Source organism: Rhodococcus sp. WB9, from assembly GCF_007558985.1.
Taxonomy (GTDB): Bacteria; Actinomycetota; Actinomycetes; order Mycobacteriales; family Mycobacteriaceae; genus Rhodococcus_F; species Rhodococcus_F opacus.
This window is the reverse complement of sequence record NZ_CP041769.1, coordinates 3,602,644-3,623,098: the sequence shown is the minus strand read 5'-3', so window position 1 is coordinate 3,623,098 and position 20,455 is coordinate 3,602,644. Positions and strand designations below refer to the sequence as shown.

Annotated in this window: 20 protein-coding genes; 9 read left to right on the top strand and 11 right to left on the bottom strand. The window is 67.6% G+C overall.

Annotated features, from left to right (window positions below; all coding sequences use genetic code 11):
- Positions 1-19: 19 nt before the first annotated feature.
- From FND50_RS16850 to FND50_RS16835, 3 genes are all read right to left on the bottom strand, one after another.
- Positions 20-367, bottom strand: a complete 348-nt coding sequence (locus FND50_RS16850) for a hypothetical protein (protein ID WP_144286428.1) — start codon at positions 365-367, stop codon at positions 20-22.
- A gap of 709 nt (positions 368-1,076) precedes the next feature.
- The gene (locus tag FND50_RS36115; protein ID WP_186301298.1) at positions 1,077-1,223 is read right to left on the bottom strand and encodes a hypothetical protein; all 147 of its coding nucleotides are present in this window, start codon (positions 1,221-1,223) and stop codon (positions 1,077-1,079) included.
- 405 nt (positions 1,224-1,628) lie between these two features.
- Entirely contained in the window at positions 1,629-2,753 is a 1,125-nt protein-coding gene (locus FND50_RS16835) for a serine hydrolase (RefSeq protein ID WP_186301297.1), read from the bottom strand.
- 137 nt (positions 2,754-2,890) lie between these two features.
- Here FND50_RS16835 and FND50_RS16830 point away from each other — a divergent pair, with 137 nt between their 5' ends.
- Positions 2,891-4,618 (top strand): ATP-binding cassette domain-containing protein, encoded by a 1,728-nt coding sequence (locus FND50_RS16830; protein ID WP_397494073.1) that lies wholly within the window; start codon positions 2,891-2,893, stop codon positions 4,616-4,618.
- Positions 4,619-4,653: 35 nt separating this feature from the next.
- On the opposite strand, the gene FND50_RS16825 is transcribed toward FND50_RS16830, so the two are convergent.
- Positions 4,654-6,246 carry an HD domain-containing phosphohydrolase gene (locus tag FND50_RS16825; RefSeq protein WP_144286425.1) on the bottom strand — a complete coding sequence of 531 codons (1,593 nt, stop codon included), beginning with the start codon at positions 6,244-6,246 and terminating at the stop codon, positions 4,654-4,656.
- 451 nt (positions 6,247-6,697) lie between these two features.
- On the opposite strand from FND50_RS16825, the gene FND50_RS16820 reads away from it, so the two are divergent.
- The 4 genes from FND50_RS16820 to FND50_RS16805 all read left to right on the top strand — a co-directional run bounded on the left by FND50_RS16820 (position 6,698) and on the right by FND50_RS16805 (position 9,033).
- The gene (locus tag FND50_RS16820; RefSeq protein ID WP_144286424.1) at positions 6,698-7,783 is read left to right on the top strand and encodes a dihydrodipicolinate reductase; all 1,086 of its coding nucleotides are present in this window, start codon (positions 6,698-6,700) and stop codon (positions 7,781-7,783) included.
- A 79-nt stretch (positions 7,784-7,862) separates the two neighbouring features.
- Complete coding sequence (locus FND50_RS16815; protein WP_144286423.1) at positions 7,863-8,219, top strand: helix-turn-helix transcriptional regulator; 357 nt, start codon at positions 7,863-7,865, stop codon at positions 8,217-8,219.
- A complete protein-coding gene (locus FND50_RS16810; protein ID WP_144286422.1) occupies positions 8,216-8,692 on the top strand; it encodes an SRPBCC family protein in 477 nt (158 codons plus the stop codon). Before FND50_RS16815 ends, FND50_RS16810 begins: the two co-directional genes overlap by 4 nt.
- A gap of 29 nt (positions 8,693-8,721) precedes the next feature.
- On the top strand, positions 8,722-9,033 hold the full coding sequence (locus FND50_RS16805; protein WP_144286421.1) for a dihydrofolate reductase family protein: 312 nt from the start codon (positions 8,722-8,724) through the stop codon (positions 9,031-9,033).
- 6 nt (positions 9,034-9,039) lie between these two features.
- Here the strand turns inward: FND50_RS16805 and FND50_RS16800 are convergent, their stop codons facing one another.
- From FND50_RS16800 to FND50_RS16785, 4 genes are read right to left on the bottom strand one after another with little or no spacing between them, the layout of a single operon-like run.
- The gene (locus FND50_RS16800) at positions 9,040-11,025 is read right to left on the bottom strand and encodes a 5-oxoprolinase/urea amidolyase family protein (protein ID WP_144286420.1); all 1,986 of its coding nucleotides are present in this window, start codon (positions 11,023-11,025) and stop codon (positions 9,040-9,042) included.
- Positions 11,022-11,678 carry an urea amidolyase associated protein UAAP2 gene (locus FND50_RS16795; protein ID WP_144286419.1) on the bottom strand — a complete coding sequence of 219 codons (657 nt, stop codon included), beginning with the start codon at positions 11,676-11,678 and terminating at the stop codon, positions 11,022-11,024. Before FND50_RS16795 ends, FND50_RS16800 begins: the two co-directional genes overlap by 4 nt.
- Positions 11,675-12,520, bottom strand: a complete 846-nt coding sequence (locus FND50_RS16790) for an urea amidolyase associated protein UAAP1 (RefSeq protein WP_144286418.1) — start codon at positions 12,518-12,520, stop codon at positions 11,675-11,677. Before FND50_RS16790 ends, FND50_RS16795 begins: the two co-directional genes overlap by 4 nt.
- Before the next feature lies 1 nt (position 12,521).
- Positions 12,522-14,066, bottom strand: a complete 1,545-nt coding sequence (locus tag FND50_RS16785) for an amino acid permease (RefSeq protein WP_144289079.1) — start codon at positions 14,064-14,066, stop codon at positions 12,522-12,524.
- Between the two features lie 221 nt (positions 14,067-14,287).
- Between FND50_RS16785 and FND50_RS16780 the strand changes: the two genes are divergently transcribed.
- Genes FND50_RS16780 through FND50_RS16770 form a run of 3 tightly spaced genes read left to right on the top strand, consistent with a single transcriptional unit; the run spans position 14,288 to position 16,781 of the window.
- Positions 14,288-14,995: a TetR/AcrR family transcriptional regulator gene (locus FND50_RS16780; RefSeq protein ID WP_144286417.1), complete on the top strand. Its 708-nt coding sequence runs from the start codon at positions 14,288-14,290 to the stop codon at positions 14,993-14,995.
- A gap of 59 nt (positions 14,996-15,054) precedes the next feature.
- Positions 15,055-15,384 carry a type VII secretion target gene (locus FND50_RS16775; RefSeq protein WP_005260896.1) on the top strand — a complete coding sequence of 110 codons (330 nt, stop codon included), beginning with the start codon at positions 15,055-15,057 and terminating at the stop codon, positions 15,382-15,384.
- Positions 15,381-16,781: a hypothetical protein gene (locus FND50_RS16770; RefSeq protein WP_144286416.1), complete on the top strand. Its 1,401-nt coding sequence runs from the start codon at positions 15,381-15,383 to the stop codon at positions 16,779-16,781. Before FND50_RS16775 ends, FND50_RS16770 begins: the two co-directional genes overlap by 4 nt.
- Positions 16,782-16,785: 4 nt before the next feature.
- Here FND50_RS16770 and FND50_RS16765 read toward each other — a convergent pair whose 3' ends face one another.
- The 3 genes from FND50_RS16765 to FND50_RS16755 are packed head-to-tail and all read right to left on the bottom strand — an operon-like array spanning position 16,786 to position 19,375.
- Positions 16,786-17,445 (bottom strand): hypothetical protein, encoded by a 660-nt coding sequence (locus FND50_RS16765; RefSeq protein ID WP_186301296.1) that lies wholly within the window; start codon positions 17,443-17,445, stop codon positions 16,786-16,788.
- On the bottom strand, positions 17,408-18,679 hold the full coding sequence (gene hisS, locus FND50_RS16760) for a histidine--tRNA ligase (RefSeq protein ID WP_005260893.1): 1,272 nt from the start codon (positions 18,677-18,679) through the stop codon (positions 17,408-17,410). Before hisS ends, FND50_RS16765 begins: the two co-directional genes overlap by 38 nt.
- A gap of 15 nt (positions 18,680-18,694) precedes the next feature.
- Complete coding sequence (locus FND50_RS16755) at positions 18,695-19,375, bottom strand: MBL fold metallo-hydrolase (RefSeq protein ID WP_186301295.1); 681 nt, start codon at positions 19,373-19,375, stop codon at positions 18,695-18,697.
- Positions 19,376-19,556: 181 nt separating this feature from the next.
- Between FND50_RS16755 and FND50_RS16750 the strand changes: the two genes are divergently transcribed.
- A complete protein-coding gene (locus FND50_RS16750) occupies positions 19,557-20,435 on the top strand; it encodes a peptidylprolyl isomerase (RefSeq protein ID WP_144286413.1) in 879 nt (292 codons plus the stop codon).
- Positions 20,436-20,455: the final 20 nt, after the last annotated feature.

The following is a 20,455-nucleotide window of genomic DNA, read 5'->3' as shown; positions in this document are numbered from 1 at the left end:
ATCGACGGACGTCATGCAGTCATGTCGGCGGACCCGCGTCCTGCTGACGGCGTTGATGAAACCGCTCGCGCTGCTCATCGAGCAAGATCACACCACGACGCTGGACGCGGTGATGTTCACGGGCAATCAGCAGTCGTACCGACGTGGTCCGCCGTTCCAGCTCGGCCGCGCGCCCGGCCGCGTTCTCATCGTCGAGCAGGTTCCCTGCGGCACGGTCGCAGTCGATCAGGATCTGCTCGTAGGCGAGCCGTACCGGCTCCCGTTGGTCGAGCCGAGACACCGCCACGTCTTCGATCAGTTGCAGCGGAAGCCGCGCAAGGCGGTAGTTCACGCGTAGAAGGGCCAAGGACAGGGAGCCGAGTGTCACACGCGGAATCGTAAGCTCGGCGAAAGCACTTGCGGATAGGGTCTTTAGTCCCGTTGTTGTTATCCGCGCCTTCCGCGGAGCGCTCATGCCGTGTGGGTACCGTCTGGATCGCCATGCCATGAGCCATCGGCCCCGAAGCCCACCGGCGACCTCGTCGAGCAGGCGCCGTAGCCAGTCGGATTGGGCCCCAGCCCCTCCCCCACATGGAGCCCTACCTCGACCAGGGATGTCAGCAGCTCACTTCATCGTCCGACTCTCCGATCCAGATCACAGCACCCCGGCAACGCGGAGAAACTCCCGCTCGCGGTCGATGTCGGTGACCGCGAGTCACACCGGACGGTTTCGGGGCTTTACCCGAACATGGACGCTTGCCCAGTGGCGCTCCCGACAGGAATGCGGTACAAACGAGCTCTGCAACGCAATTGTGATCCAAATCACTCTTTATCGTTACCGGAGGAGACAGACAAACCTCACAGGCGGCCCCTGCCGATCCGACCCGACATCGCCACCGCCTGCATCTATCCCTTGCGAAAGGAGCATGGAATGCATCCCTCGCTACCCACGAAGGAGTGGATACCCGGCGGTACAGAACGCCTCACACAGCCAGTCATCGGTGCCGGTGCCTCATTATCCGTAGCCATGCCCGCGTGGATGGTCACCAACTCATTGTGGGCCACCGCGGCGATCGTCGCCGCGACATTCGCCGGCCTCATCGCGGCAGCTGTGATGCTCCGACCTTCTCCATGACCCACGCCCCGAAGACGCCGCCCGCGCGGCGTCCCATTCCGCGTCGACGGATGACGGCGACCGGAAACAGGCCGACGTCGACCGCATCCCGCCGACATCCCGCCGACATCCCAGGAATCGTAAAGGCCCGGTACAAATATGCCTTGGACTGTTGTGGTCATCGCCGTGACGTTGATCGTGGTGGTCGCCTCTCTCAGCGCAGCGCTCGCCGCGGATGCGATGTCGCACCGTCACGGATATGAACCCGAACCGTCGAGTGTCGGTGGGCGGGGCTCTGCCCCCGGGCCGACCACCCAGCTCCGCCATCCCCGCTGGCGCCGGACCGCTGTGCGGGCCTGGACAATCTGTGGTGCCGCCTCGGCGATTGCGATTGCACTCGTCGGATTGCTGATGTCAGCTGGTTGAAGGCAGGTCCGCCGTCCGCGCCACCACTGCCTGCCACCTGTCGGAGAGCCCGACTTCGAATGCGAAGACGTATCTGATCTGCGCGGCCGCAATCCATTTCATCCGACCTCTACGACGGAGGCGCCGGCCAGGGATGGTCGGGGCTGATGATCTTCACGATCTCAGCGAAGAAGTTCCACACGCCCAGCGGGTCGACGTTCGTATTGACCAGCATTACCATCGTCTTGCCCTCGGGCGGAAGATAATAGGCGTAGGTCTGGTAGCCCGCGATATTTCCGTTGTGGCCGATCCAGCCGTTCTGGTACTCGACCCCCAGTCCGTACATCGAACCCGTACCTTCCGACGGTGCCGGCTGAAACTGCTCCCGCTCGCGCTGAGTTGCCGGCGAGACCAACGTTCCGGTGGCCAAGTCGCGCACCCACACACGCAGGTCGTCGAGGGTGGAAATCATGTTTCCCGCACCGAATCCCCAGGACGGATTCCAGTCGGTCGCGTCCACCGTTTCGCCGTCAGGTGTTTTCGTGTATCCGTGAGCGTGCGGTGACGGAAAGGCCGCATCGGTCGGGACCGATGTGTGGCCGAGATTCTCGGGTCGCGCGATGTACTCGTCGATATACGCGTTCAGCGACTGGCCGGAGACCTTCTCGACCAGGAGACCCAGGAGCGCGGTATTGGTGTTGGAGTAGTCGAACTCGGTGCCCGGTGCGAACAGAGGTGGACGGCTGAAACTGATCTCGAGCAGTTCCTGAGGCGTCCATTGGCGCTGCGGCTGACTCGGGAGCGCCGGGATCACCACGTCCGAGTAGTCGGGAAGCCCACTGCGCATGGCCGCCAACTGGCGGATGGTGATCGTGTCTCCGTTGGGGACGTCGGGCACATATCTGTCGATCGGATCGTCGAGGCCGACCTTTCCCTGATCGACCAGTTGCAGCACGGCGGTGGTGGTGAAGGTCTTGGTCACGCTGCCGATGCGCATGAACAGGTCGGGCGCCATGGGGTCGCCGGTGGCCGTTTCGCGCACCCCGAACGCCTGGACGTAGGGCTCGGCGCCGTCCTGCCAGACACCGACGATGGCCCCGGGAATCGAGGCGTGCTCCATCGCCCCCGGAATCGTCTCGCTGAGCTGTGCACCGGGCCCGGCTGGTTGAACTGCCGACTCACCGCATCCCGCGAGTCCTGTCATCGAGAGCGCCAAGACGGCGACGATCTGCCGCCCCGAGAATGTTCGTGCCACCCCTCTCCCCAATCCGTGCGTTCGGTATCGATCTCTTGAAGCTTGCCTCATCGGCTCCGCCTTGGATCGGTTTCGGGAGTCCGATTTGAGGCAAACGCCCCATGCGGCCACGGAACCGGCGGGCCGATGATCAGGGCATGACAAAGCGAGTTCAGGAATCACTGAGATCACCCGACACGGCCGCATCGACATTGGAACCACCGACCGTGGGGCGGGTCGATGCAGTCGACGTGAGCCGGCAGGTCGGGGCGCGGCGGATCCTCCAGGAGCTGTCGCTGTCGGTCGAACCCGGCGAGTTGGTCGCCATTGCCGGCGGCAGTGGAGCAGGAAAGAGCACGTTGCTGGAAATCCTCGCGGGACTGCAACCACCGTCCGCCGGGCAGGTTCGACACGACGGCGTCGTTCGCGGTGCCCGAGTCAGCGCCGATTCCCGTATCGGCTACGTGCCCCAGGACGACATCATCCACCTCGAAATGCCCCTGCGCCGCACGCTGCGGTATGCGGCGCGGCTCCGGCTGCCCGCGGGCACATCGGCGGCCGAAGCGGACCTGATAGTCGAGGAGACCATGCAGGACCTCGACCTGGCCGATCGGGCCGAGGTGCCGGTCCGTGCGCTGTCCGGCGGCCAGCGCAAGCGGGCCAGTATCGCCGTGGAGCTACTGACCCGGCCACACCTCTTCTTCCTCGACGAACCCACCTCCGGGCTCGACCCGTCCACCGCAGCCGACGTGATGCGCCTGCTGCGCCGACTCAGCCGGCGCGGGGTCACGGTCGTCCTCACGACGCATGAACCGGCCGGCATCGACCGGTGCGACCGGGTGGTGTTCCTGGCTCGCGACGGCCACCTGGCCTTCACCGGCAGCCCGACCGAGGCTCGGCGCTACTTCGGTGTGGAGGATCTCGCCGAGGTGTACGACCGGCTGGCTCGTGAGCACACCCCTCAGATCTGGGCCGAGCGATTCGCGGACAGTGCTGGAACGTCGGAAGCCCCGCCCGGATCGGCGCTACCGTCTGTCCCGGCCACCCGATCAGACCTCAACCGCACAGGCATGGTGCGGCAATGGTGGCTACTCACACGACGCAATGTTGATGTCCTCCTTCGCAACCGGTTGACCCTCGCCGTCCTGCTCGGCTCTCCGGTGCTGGTCACGGCGATGATGGCGACGCTGTTCCAGCGCGGCGCGTTCGACCCGCGTAGCGCAGCCGACCTCGGCCCGGCCCAGATCGTGTTCTGGATAGCATTCGCAGGCTTCTTCTTCGGCCTCACGTACGGCCTGCTCCAGATCGTCGGAGAGATGGCCGTCTTCCGGCAGGAACGACTGGCCGGGCTCAGCGTGGGCGCCTACGTGGCATCCAAGGTGACAGCGCTGCTTCCGGTGCTGGCTGGAGTGAGCGCGCTGCTGCTCGGTGTTCTGCGGGCGCTCGGTCGGCTCCCCGCCGTCGGATGGGACGTGTCCGCCTTCCTGTTCGTGACGATTGTGATCGAGGCGACCTCGGCGCTGGCCCTCGGCTTGCTCGCCTCGGCCGCGGTGTCCAACGCCGCACAGGCCGCCCTCGCCCTGCCGATGCTCTGCTTTCCTCAGGTTTTGTTCGGTGGCGCCATCGTCCCCGTCGACGAGATGGCCATCCCGGGCCGCCTGATGAGCCTCGGCCTATCCAACCGCCACGCATTCGAAGCATTGGGTCGCGACCTGGATCTCGACCGGTACAGCGCCACGCTTCCGGCGATGTCCGCATACGGCGACACCTTCCACGGAGGCACCGGCGCCAGCCTCATTGCGCTCGCCTCGTTTGCCGTCGCCCTCACGCTCGCCACGGTGTGGGTCCTGGACCGGCGGTCCCGGCCCGGCGCATCCCGGCGATGACGACCCCGCACGGCCGGTCCCGGATGGCGGATGCGTCACTTCCCCACGGCCGCGTTGACCGGGAAGCCCACCAGACCCCGATCGATCGCGGCGAGACTGGCCTGCGTGCGGTTGTTCACCCCGAGCTTGGTGTAGACACGTTCGACGTGGTTGCGTGCCGTTTTCTCGGCGATGAACAGTTCGGCGGCGATCTCTCGGTTCGACCGGCCCTGCGCGACCAGTCGCAGGATCTCGACCTCGCGGTCGGTCAGCCCGGCAGGCCAGGGCGTCCGCCGCGACAGCCGCTGCCCGGCCGCCGACAGCACGGCTGCCACCGACGCGGCGTCGAGGCGTCCGGCGCGCGCCTCCTCTCTCAACCGATCGGCAGCGCCGCGAGGATCGAGCGCCGGCCGGTGCGGACGTGGCTCGAGCAATCCCTGATAAGCCTCCGCCGCGGCAAGCAGCCGGTCCTGCGCGGTCAGCTCCGCGCCGGCGATCCCCCGGGGAAAGCCGGACCCGTCGATCCGTTCCCGGTGCTTCATCGCGACGGACACCACCGACTCCAAGCCGTTGACCCGGCTCAGTATCCGGCCGGTCAGATCCGGATACATCCGCACCCGTTCCCATTCAGCCGTGGTGAGCGGCCCCTTCTTCTCCCAGATCTGGTTGGACACTCCCATTTTGCCGAGGCTGTGCACGAGGCCGGCACGGTAGAGATGCGTGATGTCCGACGGTGACATGCCCAGGTGGCGGGCCGCCCCGGCCACCAGGTTCGCGACACCACGCGAATGCCCCAGAGTGAACGGAGATTTGAGATCGACGAAATCGGCCATGGCCCTGAGCAACTCGTCGCTCTCGTCGGTCTTCAGGGTTCGATCACGATCGGGTGCTCGAGCCAACGCCGCAACCCAGACGTCTATTTCGAGCAATCCGTCCACGATCGCCGCCGCGTCACGTTCGAATACGTCCGCCACGGCCGGGCTGAACTGACTGCCGCGCCGGGAACGGAGAACGCCCTTCGCGTGCTCGAGCCCGCCCGTCCGCAGATGCACCTCGACGACATCTGCAACGTGAGCGATGTGGATCTCGACCGGGATACCCTCTCCGCGACAACCGTTGGGCAACCCCCGGCCGTCCCAGCGCTCGAAGACGTAGGCCAGCGCCTTTCCGACCTGCCCGTCCAAGCCCATCCGATCCGAAAGGACCCCGGCGGAACTGCAATGCGAATGGATCAGTGTGGCAACCTGGCTGCGAGCCGCGACCAGAAGGCCGGCGGCACGGATGCCGCGTTCCCAGCCCGGCAATCCGCGTCCCACGTGACTCATCATCAGGCGCAGAAACGGCAGGCCGGTCATGTCCACCGCGTAGGTGTCGGCCCGGAAGGCAATGTCGTCGCCGAAGAGCGCCGAGAGTTCGTGGGAGTCGGCGTGACAACCGATCCAACCGACCAGATTGGCGTAGTACACGGTAGCTCGCTGTTGCGGGCCGAGTCCCATCCGCTCCGCGATCCGTGTCGCGATCAACGACGACCGAAGCATGTGTTCCATCGGTTGACCCAGACCGAGGTCGATCGCCAGCGATACCGCGGCCAGCAGTTCAGCTCTGCTCAGACCGGTTTCCGAACCGGGCAGCGTCCCGTGCGGGTGCATCTCCCCATTGTCCACCTGAACCTGAACACGGCCACACCTGGAAGCAACGCGAAAGACAGGTACCCACATCCGCCGAACGACCCATGTGAAAGCGCACAGGTCAACCCACAATTATGACCAACCGATACACCGAACCACAGCAAGGAGGCCGCCGGACAAAGCTTCCGACCCACAACTTCACTCGCAGTCACGCAGGCAGCACACCCGCGCAGACAGGCAACATGCGCCCCCTTATGAGGGATCAGTGCTGCACCCAAGGACGCACCGCCGACCGGTGCGTGTCGGGGAAAGGCCCGCCCGTGCGAAGCACCCCCACGGGCGGGCCCACTCCGTGTCTACCGCCTCGGCAAGCCCGAAGCTCACCCTCCAGCCCTTTCGTACAGTTCCAGGGGACCCGATGTTGCCCCATTCGGGCAATGCCCACCTCGCAAACTGGGTAGGGTCCGATTCCATGGCTGACCAGGGGAAGATCCGGACCGTGGTGTGGGGCACCGGGAATGCGGGGCGGGCCGCGATCCGCGCGGTCGACGCACATCCCGGACTAGAGCTGACGGCGGTGATCGTCGCCAACCCGGAGAAGGTCGGACGCGATGCCGGCGACCTCGCCCGCTTGGGACGCTCGGTGGGGGTGGCAGCAACCGACGACGCCGATGCCGTGCTCGCGACGTCCCCCGCCGCTGTCGTCTACGCCGCGTCGGGTGACATCCGCCCGGACGGTGCGGCGGCGGACATCACCCGCGCACTCTCCGCCGGGGCCGTCGTCGTGACCCCGTCGATCTATGCGCTCTACGACCAGCGCAACGCGCCGGCCGAGTTGCGCGACCCGATCGAGGCGGCCGCGAAGTCCGGCGGCGGCGCCCTGTTCGTGTCGGGCGTCGATCCGGGATGGGGCAACGACATCCTGCCGATCCTGCTGACAGGCCTGGCCGGCACGATCGATCAGATCCGTTGCCAGGAGATCTTCGACTACACCACGTACGACCAGCACGATTCCGTGCGGTACCTCGTCGGCATGGGCCAGCCGATGGACTACGAACCGCCGATGGTCGCGGCGACGGTACCGACGATGGTGTGGGGCGGCCAGATTCGGCTCATCGCCCGGGCCCTCGGTGTGGAGCTCGACGAGATCCGGGAGACCCTGCTGCGCCGGCCGCTGGACGAGACGATAACCACCGATCTCATGGGCGAGTTCGAGGCTGGCACCCAGGGGGCGCTGCGTTTCGAAGTCCAGGGCATCGTGGACGGCGAGGCTCTGATCGTCATCGAGCACGTCACGCGGATCCACCCCTCGTGCGCCCCGGACTGGCCCGTGCCGCCCGACGGCGGGGACGGCGCTCACAAGGTGATCATCGAGGGACGACCGCGCATCGAGGTGAACGTGGAGGCCACCGACGAGGGCGGCAACCGAGCGGCCGGTGGCAACGCCACCGCGGTGGGGCGCCTGGTCAACGCGATCCCGTGGCTGCGGACGGCCGCGCCGGGGCTCTACGACGCCCTGGACGTCCCGCTCACCCCCGGTCACGGCAAGCTCGGCTGACACCACCCAGAGGGGACACCACCCAGAGGGCCACACTTAGCCCTTGCGCTAACCATTGTCGCGGTGGATACTTTGCCTTATGGCTCAGTATCCGGAGCAGCTGAACGGCATCTTCCAAGCGCTCGCCGACCCCACCCGGCGGGCCGTGCTGGGCCGTCTGAGCCGGGGCCCGGTGACGGTCAGCGAATTGGCGAAACCGTTCGACATGGCCCTGCCCTCCTTCATGAAGCACATCCACTTCCTCGAGGACAGCGGATGGATCCGGACGCACAAGGAGGGTCGCGTACGGACGTGCGCGATCGAGAAGGAACCGTTCACGGCCGTCGAGGCGTGGCTCGCGGAGCAACAGGAACTGTGGGAGAGCCGCACCGACCGACTCGAACAATTCATCACCGAACACACCGTCACGACACCCGCAAAGGACACACCGCGATGACCGACACTGTGAGACCCGATCTCGACCTCACGATTTCGCGCATCATCCGGGCAGCCCGTCCGGTCGTGTGGCGCGCCTGGACCGACCCCGCCAGCTTCGAGCAATGGTGGGTCCCCGCGCCGTCGCGGTGCCGGGTCGTCGACATGGAACTACGCCCGGGCGGGGCGTTCACGACCCAGATCAGTGAGGACGGTGGAGAATTCGTGCCGCACATCAGTGGCTGCTTCCTCGCCGTCGACGAACTCGAACGCATCGTGTTCACCAACTCGCTGGTCGGTGGCTGGCGACCCGCCGAACAGCCGTTCATGACCGCGATCATCACGTTGAACGACCATCCGACGGGGACGGAGTACGTCGCCCACGTGATGCACAAGAACAACGCCGACCGCAACACCCACGAGGAAATGGGCTTCTACGACGGCTGGGGCACCGTCATGGAGCAGCTCGCCGAACTGGCCGAGCGACAGGCGTAACGGAGGAGGCCGACAACGAACAGGCCGTCGTGGCCAACGACGACGAGCTGGCGGCGTACCTCGAGGATCTGAAGAGCCGGCCGGGCAAGGACATTCACCTGTCCGGCGGATCGTCCTTCGCGCGATCGGTCCTCGCGCTGGGGCTGGTGGACGAGTTCTACTTCTTCGTCTATCCGGTCGTGTCGCCCGGCGTTCCCTGGTTCTCGGAGATATCCGACCAGCGTGACCTCCGACTAGTGGGCTCCGAGTCGTACGGCAACGGGGTGGTCGAACTGCATTACGTGCCCAGGGAACGCGCGGACGCACCCAGGCCGGACAGCTTCACCGACATGCTCGCGTAACGCGGATCAGCCCACCGTCGCGAACTCCCCTGCCGCGGACCATCGTTGCCGCTCGGCGGCGAACGCGACGGTCTGCTCGGCTCGGAAGTCGCCGATCGATTCGGCGTTCGCCGTGAGGAACTGCTGGTGCTCGGCGAGCGAGAACGTGCCCTCGGTGATCTCGATGCCGCCGCCGCGACCGGCTGCGACGTCGGATCGCAGGTCCATCAACTCGTCCGGTTCCACGGGGTACCAGGAGATCCGGTCGAAGAAGCGCAGCAGCCAGGGGGTACCGTCCTCGAACGGGCCCGACTTCTCGGGATGCCGATGGTTCCACACCTGGGTGGTTCGGCCGACGAACTGGTAGCCGCCCGGACCCTCCATTCCGTAGATGCACAGGTATGCCCCGCCGATACCGACCGCGTTCTCCGGCGTCCACGTGCGGGCCGGGTTGTACTTCGTGGTAACCAGCCGATGCCGCGGGTCGAGTGGTGTCGCGACGGGTGCGCCGAGGTAGACGTCACCGAGCCCGAGCACCATGTACTCCGCTCCGAAGACGGTGTCGAAGACGTCGTCGACGCTGCCGAGCCCGTTCATGCGGCGGATGAACTCGATGTTCCACGGGCACCACGGTGCGTCGGAACGGACACCGTGCATGTAACGCTGGATCGCCTCACGCGTCGAGGGGTCGTCCCACGACAGCGGCATCCGCACGGACCGGCTCGGCACCACGAGTTCGTTCGCCGCGGGCAGGGCGTCCTCCGCCTCGCCGAGCAGCCCCATGAGCTTCGGGATCGGCAGCACGTCGGGGTCGACCCGGACCTGCAGCGAGCGGATGCCCGGCGTCAGGTCGAGGAGCCCGGCCGGCTTCTCGACCTCGAGACGCTGGTGCAGCGCGTGCGCGCGGGCCCGCAGTGCGAGGTCGAGGGTCATGTCGCCGTACTCGACCAGGACGTTGTCGTCGCCGGACCGCCGGTACGTCACGGCGGTCTCGCCGTCGCGCCGGGCGATCACGCCGTCGTCGCGGTCACCGGTGGTGGAGAAGACCGTCGAGTGCGCCGCCCGCCGTGCGGGCCCCAGCGTCCGGGCGGACGCGGCCCGGTCGGCCTTGATCGGCACGAAACGCACCGTATCGCCGGGGGCCAGTTGTCCGAGCTTCCAGCGTTCCGCGGAGACGACCGTGACAGGGCAGACGAACCCACCGAGGCTCGGTCCGTCCGGGCCCAGGAGGATCGGGGTGTCCCCCGTGAAGTCCAGAGCGCCGACCGAATACGCGTTGTCGTGGATGTTGGACGGATGCAGTCCCGCCTCGCCGCCGTCCGTGCGGGCCCAGTCGGGCTTGGGTCCGATCAGCCGCACCCCGGTGCGGTCCGAGTTGAAGTGCACCTCGTAGTCGGTCCGGTACAGCGTGTCGATGTCGGTGCGGGTGAAGAACTCGGGTGCGCCGTGCGGGCCCTCGGTGACCGCGATCTCCCAGCGACTGCACAGGGCCGGAACGTATTCGGCGGGAACGGCGGCCGCGCGGGCGCCGGTGTGCTCGCCGACCGCGAGAACATCGCCCTGCCGCAGCGTGCGGCCCTGATATCCGCCGAACTTACCGAGCGTGAACGTCGAGGCGCTGCCGAGGAAGTCGTCGACGTCGAGTCCGCCCTGGACGAGTACGTAGATGCGGAGACCGGGTCCTGCCACCGCGCCGACGTCCAGGACTGCGCCTGCCGGAACCCGCACCGGACGCCACTGCGCCTGCAGCACTCCGTCGACGGTGACCGGGGCGGGCGCGCCCGTCACACACACCACCGTGTCCTCGTCGAACTGCAGTGCGGGACCGGACATGGCGCATTCGATTCCGGCGGCGCCCTCATCGTTGCCCAGTGCGGTGTTGCCGAGCCGGAACGACAGGTCGTCCATCGGCCCCGACGGCGGCACACCGACGTGCCAGTACCCGGTCCGTCCGGGGAAGTCCTGCACCGTGGTGAGCATTCCGGGCCGGTGCACGGTGATCTTGGCGCTCATGCCTGCGCTCCCGCCGGCCGGGTCACGATCATCCGCACCGGGGTCGGGTCGAAACCGTTGCAGGGGTTGTTGATCTGCGGGCAATTGGACACGAGTACCAGAACATCACGCTCCGCGCGGAGTGCCAGACGGCGGCGGGGTGCGGAGAGGCCGTCGACGATTCCGAGCGTGCCGTCGGCGTCGACGGGAACGTTCATGAAGAAGTTGATGTTCGACACCAGGTCCCGCTTGCCGATCCCCCACCGGGATCCTTCGGCGAGGAAGTTCTCGACGCAGGCGTGCTGGTGCTTGGTGTGGTGGCCGTACCGCAGGGTGTTCGACTCCTGCGAGCAGGCGCCGCCCACCGTGTCGTGGGAACCGACCTCGTCGGCGACGAGCGTCATCAGCGCGTCGTGATCGTCGGTGCGGAGGACACTTCCCGTGGTCAGGAACAGATTGCGCTGCGCCGACACCGTCGCGGCGGCCGAGTAGCGTTGCCGGTGATCGTCGGCCGCATAGATCAGGGTGTCCACGGCCTGGTTGCCGCACAGATCCACGATGGTCAGGACGTCACCGGCCACGACGACGGTGGACCAGGGTCCGCGGGCGCCGACCTCCTCGTCCAGGATCACCGTTCCCGGTACCAGCGGTGCGGTCTCGATGGTGGTGGTCATGCCTGCTCCCGTCCCTGGCGCTGCGCTGCAGCCCAGACGTCTTCGGTGTTGAGGAAGGCGCGTCGGTACTCCGGATCGGCGTCGATGGGCTCGGCCACGTCGGCGCCGGTCCAGGCGAGCACTTCGAGCGCGGTCGTGTCGTACGTCGGGGAAGGATCGAGCGGGTGCGCCGTGTTGGCGATCAGGACGATCACCGGGAGGTGGATCACGAGATCGATCGCGGCGTCCGCGCCGGCGGATCCGATGCTGCTCAGCGACCCGTCCTCCCCCACCCGCACCCCGTGGAAGAACGACAGCGAGGGCGGGAGGTCGCGCCGCTCGAGTCCGTGCTTCGCCGCCGCCACGGTGAAGAGTTCACGGCCGGCCGGGGACGCCGAATGCAGGCTGCCGTCACCGTATCTCGCGGTGTTCGAGACGAGCGACGTGGTGCCGCACAGGGCGTCGTGCCGCCCGGACCCGTCCGACACGAGCGTCGCGAGCACGCGCCCCTGATCGGAGAGCAACGGATGCCCCGCCCCCAGGTACGCCTGCCATGGCACCTTCACGGTGTCCGCGACGTTGAGTCGCTCCCACGGCGCGTCCGCCCGGTACAGCAGCAGGTGGGCGCAGGCCCGGCCGTCGAGGTCACGCAGTCGCAGTCGTGTGCCACGGCCCAGCACCTTCGTGGTGTACCGGCCACCGGGCACCGTCTCCGCCCACGTGAGCAGTGCCGGATCGATGTCGGCCGGTGGAGTGGGCCAGGACGACGCCGGGACCACCGGCATCGAGTCGGTGACCACTCCCGACTGGGCACGCGCGTGTTCCTTCGCGGCGCTGGTGGTCGAGGTGTCCACTGAGGTCATGTCAGGCTCCGATCGTGACGGGGTTGGGGGTCGTACGGCCGCGCGGGAAGCATGCGATTCCGAGCGCGACCACGGCGGCGACGGTGACGGGGGCGGCCCACCGCAGGAGGGGGTAGTCGCCGCTGGGGTCGAAGATCTCGGCGCGCGGCCAGGACAGGTTGACGACCATCAGCGCGCCGTAGCCGACCGCCAGAATGTTGACGGGCAGTCCGAACCGTCCGAGCGAGAACAGCGTCCGGCCGTCCGCATCGACCTGCGGTCCACCGTGCGGCCAACCCTTCAGCCTGCGCAGCAGGAGCGGCACGGTGACCATCAGGTAGGCGAGATAGATCAGGATGATGCAGACGCTCGACAGGGTCGCGAAGATCGCAGAGTTCCCGACGTTGACCGCGAGGATGCCGATGCAGACCAGGCCGATCAGAACGGACGGCGCGATGGGCGTTCCGGTGCGGGTATTCACCGTCGACAGGATCTGCGAGGCGGGCAGCCGTCCGTCGCGGGCCATCGAGAACACCAGCCTGGACGCCGCCGTCTGGATGGCGAGCGTGCAGACGAACACGGCGATCGCGACGTCGACGAGGAGGAGGGTGCCCCAGGGCGAGCTGAGGATCGACGAGAGCACGTACGGCAGGCCCTCGGCGGCGAGCCGGCCGTCGGTCAGGCTCGGCGCGGCCATCAGCGCGCCGATGATCATCAGTCCACCGCCGAGCGCAGACACGGACAGCGCGAGGCGGATCGTGCGCGGCGCCACCCGGCGCGGATTCCGCGTCTCCTCGGCGAGTTCGCCCGCGGAACCGAATCCGACCATGACGTAGGCCGCCATCAGACCCGACACGATCCACGCCCATCCGTACCCGGGTGACGCCCCGGCCGTGCCCGTGTCGAACACGACCTCCGGTCCGCGCTGGGCGTGGGTGAGGAACATGCCGATCACCGCGATGACCCCGACGATCTCGCAGGTCACACCGATGTTGTTGATCCTGGACATCCAGTTGACGCCGATGCAGTTGATGAACGTGGTCAGCACGAGGAGGACCGAGCCCAGCAGCACCGCGTTGGCGGCGCCACTCGCGGACGTCAACGTGCTGTCCTCACCGATGATCTGGAATCCGCTCCACACGTTCGGGAGCACGACCTGCAGGGCGATGGCCGCGGCGGAGGCCGTCACCATCTGCGCGAGGATCATGAACCATCCGGCGAACCAGCCGACCACCTCACCGCCCATCCGGCGTGACCATTGGTAGATCGCCCCCGAGATGGGGTACCGGGCGGCCAGTTCGGCGAAATTGAGCGCAACCATGAACTGGCCGACGAACACCACCGGCCACGTCCAGAAGAAGGCGGGGCCGGCGAATCCGAATCCGAGCCCGAAGAGCTGAAAGATGGTGGTGAGGATGGAGACGAATGAGAAGCCGGCGGCGAACGACGCGAACTTGCCGAGGGAACGGTGAAGTTGCTGTTCGTAGCCGAATTCGCCGAGATCGCCCGTGTCGTCGACGCCGGTTCCGCCGGACGGGCGGGGAGGTGCGGCAGGCGCGGTCAGCACTTGCGCAGTCCTTGTGGGTGTACTCAAGGGCTTACTCCTTCGGCGAGAGCAATATCTGTCGCTCGATAGTTTTCTCGGGGAGAGGCCTCGATGGGTGACGCCCGCGTATCCAGATCGCGGCCGGCCGTAACAGCATCGTTGCCTACGTTTCGGGAGCATGACGAAACCCTCACGGCGGGTGGAGACCGCCGGCCCCGAGAGCGACCTGACATCATGGAGCGGTGACCACAGGGCCGGGACGACCCCGACTGACCAGTCAGCGCAGACCAGGGCAGACCACGCCCGAGGAGATACTCGACGCCGCCGGAGAGTTGTTCACCACCAAGGGTTTCGCAGCCACGTCCACTCGGCAGATCGCCGAGATGGTCGGCATCCGGCAGGCATCGCTCTACCACCACTTCCCCAACAAGGAGGAGATCCTGGTGGCCCTCCTCGAGGAGACGGTGTCCCCAGCGCTCGCCGCCGCCGGACGGCTCGCAGACGCCGCGGCGCCCGCCACGGTGCGCCTGCACGCGCTGGCCACCTACGACGTCACGCAACTCACCACCACCAAATGGAATCTCGGTGCGCTGTATCTTCTTCCGGAACTGCTGACCGATCGGTTCGAGCCGTTCCGCGCCCAGCGAACCCTGCTGCGGTGGCACTACCGGCAGCTGGCGGACCGGGCCCTCACGGAAATCACCGACGATTCCGGCGACACCTCCCCCGCCCTGACCGACCTGCCGTTCCGAATAGTCGAGAGCGCCATCGCAACCCGCGCCGACATCGAACGCGGACTGCTCCCCGGACCCGAGAACGAGGGCGCCGCCGGACTCCTCGCCGACGCCTGCCTCCGCGCTCTCGGATGGACGAAGCCGATGGACGAAATCCGGGCGAAGTCGCGGGCACTGCTCGCCGAGGCGGCAGGCGGAACACCCGTTCGCCTCTAGCCGTGCACGTCGGTCCCGTGAGATAAAGTCTGGAGAACGCTTATCACTGGGGGGGTATCTTGAGCGATGTCTTTGTCGTCACGGACGGCATCAGGAACTACGGCGCCACCGCTGCGCAGGCCGCCGAACAGATCAGCGGGGCCGCCGCACTCGACCTCGGCGCGAATCTCGCGGCACTCGCGCCCGTGTTCGGCCCGATCGGCGCCGACTTTCTCGCATCCTTCGCCGCCGCACAGGCGAATCACGCCAAGTCGGTCGCCGAACTCGCGTCTCACTACGCGCAGACCGCGGTCGCGGCCCATGCCACCGCCGATTCCTACGACTCCGTCGACGGCGCCAACGGCGCTGCGCTCGGCGGCGTCGGCGACGGGATCGGAGGTCTCGCATGACGTCCCCCGAATCCACCGGAAATCCTGGGGAGCACGGGTCGATCCTCGACCTGATCCAGGGAACGCCCGTCGGCGACGCCCTCGCCACGCCACTGCCGAGCACTCCACTCGAGGCCCTGCAGAACTCACCGCTCGGTCCGTTCCTCGATACGCTCGGTGACCTGCCGCCGCTGCCTGCCCTTCCGCCGCTACCTCCACTGCCGCCGTTGCCGCCGAACCCCGTGGAGGCGCTGCTGCAGGGTCACGGGCTGCCCGGACTGCCGGGCGTGGACGAGTTGTTCAAGCCGCTCACCGATCTCGCCGGGAGTTTCGGCACCGGCACGTTCGGCTCGTTCGATCCGACTTCCCTCCTCGACATGTCCTCGGGCATGATCGACCAAGCGATGTCGATGAGCATGTCGGGGCTGAAGGTGCTCGACCAGGTCTGGCAGAGCCAGGCAGCACAGGCGGCGCAGTCGCAGGGCCTGCAGGCTCAGTCCAGCGGCACGGAACTGAGCGAACGCGGCACGGAGATCTCCACGACGACGCAGACCGCCGCCGCGTCCGTGGCGCGGGGCAATGCGAACCTCATGACGATTTCGGAGTCGTTCGCGGCCACCGCGGTCGCCGCCGCGCCGATGGTGATGACGCCGCCCGGGCAGGCGATGCTGCTCGCGTCCGCGGCCGAGCACCTCAAGGCTGCAATCGGGGTCGTGACGCAGACGCGCACCGAACTCAACGAACAGACCCTCACGATGAACGGTCTGGCCGCCCCGGTTCCGGTACCGTCGCCCCCGGCGCCCGGAGCCGTGGCGGGAGCCGCACCGACGTCACCGTTCGCCATCGCGTCCACCGTGATCGAGGGTGTGGGCAAACCGATGATCTCCACCGTCACCGACGGTGTCGGCGACCTGGTGTCGGCGAGCACCCAGGCGGCGAGCGTCTCCTCGTCGGACCTGCCTGCCGACGCCCGGTCGGCGAAATCCGCGGTCACCCCCGCACACGGGGCAGCGGGCGGAGTTCCGGGTGCTGTGGGCATCGCCGGCGGCGCGGGCATCGGCATGTACGGCGGCGGCGCGGGCGGAAGCGTCTCCGCGGGCAGTGGTTCCGTACCCCGCGGAACGATCACCGGGCCGGTTGTGCCCCCGGCGACACCGGGGACCGCTCCCGCACCCGGCGCCGCTCCGGCCGCCGCCTCGTCCCCTCTCGCACCCGGCGGAGCCATGGGCGGGATGGGCGGGGCGGGGATGGCGGGCGCCGGGCGCGGCGGCGACGACCAGCTGAGCGGGCGGTCCACACCGAGCCACCTCGTCAACGCCGGCGAGAACAACGCGTTCGTCGGCGACCTCCCCATGGTCGCGCCCGCCGTGATCGGCGGCGAAGACCTGGACGACACTCCGTTCGGCGACCAGAGCTGATCGCTCAGTCGAGGAGCGCTGCCACCTCGTGATCGGTGAGCGTGGTGGTGGGCACGCGGCCTTCCGAACGCACCAGTTCCACGGCCCGGAACAGGGGGCGTTCGGGAAGGCCCGCGCCGCGCGCTTCCGCACGGAGCTGCTCGATGAGCACCGACGCGATCGCGGCGGCCGGCACCAGTTCGCTCGTCGTCAGGGCGTCGGCCAGCCTGCGGAGCCCGAGGATCTCGAGTTCACGGCCGCCGTCGGTCGTGTAGAGGGCGAGCGGTATCGCGAGGCTCCCGTCGGGGTCCGTGATCCGCACGCTCACCTCGCTGACCCGAGCCGAACGGACCACCAGTTCCGCCGCGACCGCCCTCGTGACGTCGACGTGCCGGCTGCGCAGTCCCCCGGTCGACCGGATTCGCCCGGTCTGCAGTGTGACTCGACGCCGCAACGTGAGGAGCGCGGAGGCGGCGGTCGGGACCGCGATCACGGCCCCGACCGTCACACCGACCCACACGGGCCCGAAGAACCCGACGATGACGCCGACCACCACACCGATCAGCACGGCGATCGCCGCGACCCGCTTGAGTCGCGGCGCGATCAACTCGATCGGAACGAGGTCGAGTGACACCGACGCGGTGTCGTCACGCGCCAAGGATGGCTCCGACGCGTGCGACGACATCCGCCGAGGAGACCGATTCCTGATCTCCGGTGGCGAGATTCTTGATTCCCACCGTCCCGTCGGCGATGTCGCGGTCGCCGAGCACGAGTGCCAGCGCGGCGCCGGATCGGTCGGCGGCCTTCATCGCGCCCTTCACCCCGCGGTTGCCGTACGCGAGATCGACTCGAATCCCCTGGGCGCGCAACTGCTGTGCGATCACCACCAGCTTCGCCTTCGCTTCCTCGCCCAGCGGGACGCCGAAGACCTCACAGCGAGCGGTCGAGCCTGCGGTCTTGCCCTCGGCAGCGAGCGCCAGGACGGTCCGGTCGACACCGAGCCCGAAACCGATGCCGGACAGCGGCTGACCGCCGAGCTGAGCCATCAGACCGTCGTACCGTCCGCCGCCACCGATACCCGACTGCGCGCCGAGACCGTCGTGGACGAATTCGAACGTCGTCTTCGTGTAGTAGTCGAGGCCGCGGACCATTCGCGGGTTCACCACGTACGGCACACCCAGCGCGTCGAGGTGTGCGAGCACCTCGTCGAAGTGCGCCTTCGCCGTGTCCGAGAGGTGATCGAGCATGAGCGGTGCGTCCGCCGTCATCTCGCGCACCTCCTTGCGCTTGTCGTCGAGCACGCGCAGCGGGTTGATCTCCGCCCGCCGACGCGTCTCCTCGTCGAGGGGAAGCGCGAACAGGAACTCCTGCAACCGTTCCCGGTACTGCGGCCGGCACGTGTCGTCTCCGAGGGAGGTGATCTCCAACCGGAACCCGTCGAGGCCGAGGCCGCGGAAACCGGCGTCGGCGATGGCGATGACCTCGGCGTCGAGGGCGGGGTCGTCGACACCGATGGCCTCCACCCCGACCTGCTGCAACTGGCGGTAACGACCGGCCTGCGGGCGCTCATAACGGAAGAACGGTCCGGCGTAGCTCAATTTCACCGGCAACTGGCCGCGGTCCAGGCCGTGTTCGATCACGGCCCGCATGACGCCCGCCGTGCCCTCCGGCCGCAGGGTCACCGAACGATCACCGCGGTCGGCGAACGTGTACATCTCCTTGCTGACGACGTCGGTGGACTCGCCGACGCCGCGGGCGAACAACCCGGTGTCCTCGAAGATGGGAAGTTCGATGTGGCCGTATCCGGCCAGTCGCGCAGCGCGCGTGAGTCCGTCACGGACCGCGACGAACTCGGACGACTGCGGCGGGACGTAATCGGGGACGCCCTTGGGGGCGGAGAAGGTGCTGGCTTTGCTCACTGTCGTTACTTTTCCTTATTTCGATCCCGAGAGTCCAACGAGAAAGGGGTTCGACCCATGTTCGGCACCGACGGTGCTCGACCCGCCGTGCCCGGGCAGGACCGCGGTGTCGTCGGCGAGGATCAGAAGCTTGTCGGCGATGGACTGCAACAACTGTTCGTGGTTGCCGCCGGGCAGGTCGCTACGACCGATCGACCCCTGGAACAGCGTGTCACCGGTGAGGGCGATCTCGACGGGGCCGTTCTCGGTGGCCACGCGGGTCCGGAAGACCACGGACCCCTGCGTGTGCCCCGGGGTGTGGTCCACAGCGAACGACATCCCGGCCTGCTCGATCACGTCGCCGTCGGCAAGCGCGATCACCTCGCCGGGCTCGACGAACGTCATGCCCTCGATGAACGGCTTCATCGTCGGTCCGATGCCGCGGCCGGGGTCCGACAGCATGTACCGGTCCTCGGGATGGATGTACGCGGGGATACCGAACTTCTCGCAGACGTCGTAGGCGTTCCAGACGTGGTCGAGGTGACCGTGGGTCAGGAGCACCGCGGTCGGCGTGAGATTCGACTGGTCCAGGAACTCGAACAACGGTTCGGCGGCGTCCTGTCCTGGGTCGACGACGACGCATTCCTGGGCATCGTCCTGCGCGAGGATGTAGCAGTTGGTCTGAAACATCCCGGCCGGGAATCCTGTGACGAGCACCTGTGAGGCTCCTGTTCGAGTGGACATTGCAGTCGCTACAGCCTAAGCCGCCGCCCCGGCAGGATGTTCTCAGGTTCGGATGGCAGACTCTGGAGGTCGTGTGCCGGGGGTAGTTTGCACCGACCAACTGCTATATCGATCGACCGACTGCCAGACAGACCGATACGGGAGGACCACCGCAGTGCCGAGCAACGAGCAGCGCCGGGAAGCAGCCAAACGAAAGCTCGAGCGTCAGCTCGAACGCCGCGCCGACAGAGCACGCAAGCGTAAGCAGCTGACCATCGCCGGTTCGGTGCTCGGTGTCGTGCTCGTGGTGGCGGCGGGCGCCGTCGTCTTCGCCCTCACCAGCAGCGACGACGACGCGACGGATGCGTCGGCGGCCGAGTCGGTGTCGGCGTCGCCGCAGTCGCCCGGTGTGATGCCGGCGGGCCGGTCCGAACCGCTGCCCGAGAAGGTGTCCTGCACGTACACCCCCGGCACTCAGCCGCCGGCGAAGCAGGTGAACCCGCCGCGCACCGACGACATCGACACCACCCTCCAGGAAGTCAGCGTCAGCATGCAGACTACGCAGGGCAACATCGGCCTGATCCTGGACAACGCCGACTCCCCGTGCACCGTCAACAACTTTCTGAGCCTGGCGAGCCAGAACTACTTCGACAACACCCCGTGCCACCGGCTCGTCACGTCCGAGGGACTGAAGGTCCTGCAGTGCGGTGATCCCACGGGCGCAGGCACCGGCGGTCCCGGTTACGGCTTCGCCAACGAATTCCCCACCGACCAGTACGAGGCATCGGATCCGTCCCTGCAGGTGCCGGTGACGTACCCGCGCGGCACCATCGCGATGGCCAACAGCGGTCAGCCCGACAGCAACGGCAGCCAGTTCTTCCTCGTCTACGCCGACTCGCAGCTGCCCCCGCAGTACACCGCGTTCGGGAAGGTCGACGAGACCGGTCTCGCGACCATCGAGAAGGTGGCGGCGGCCGGTGACGACGGATCGATGCAGGCCGGCGGCGGCAAGCCGAACCTGCCTATCGACATCACATCCGTCCGGATGGACTGAGGTCTCGTGTGAGGATGGAC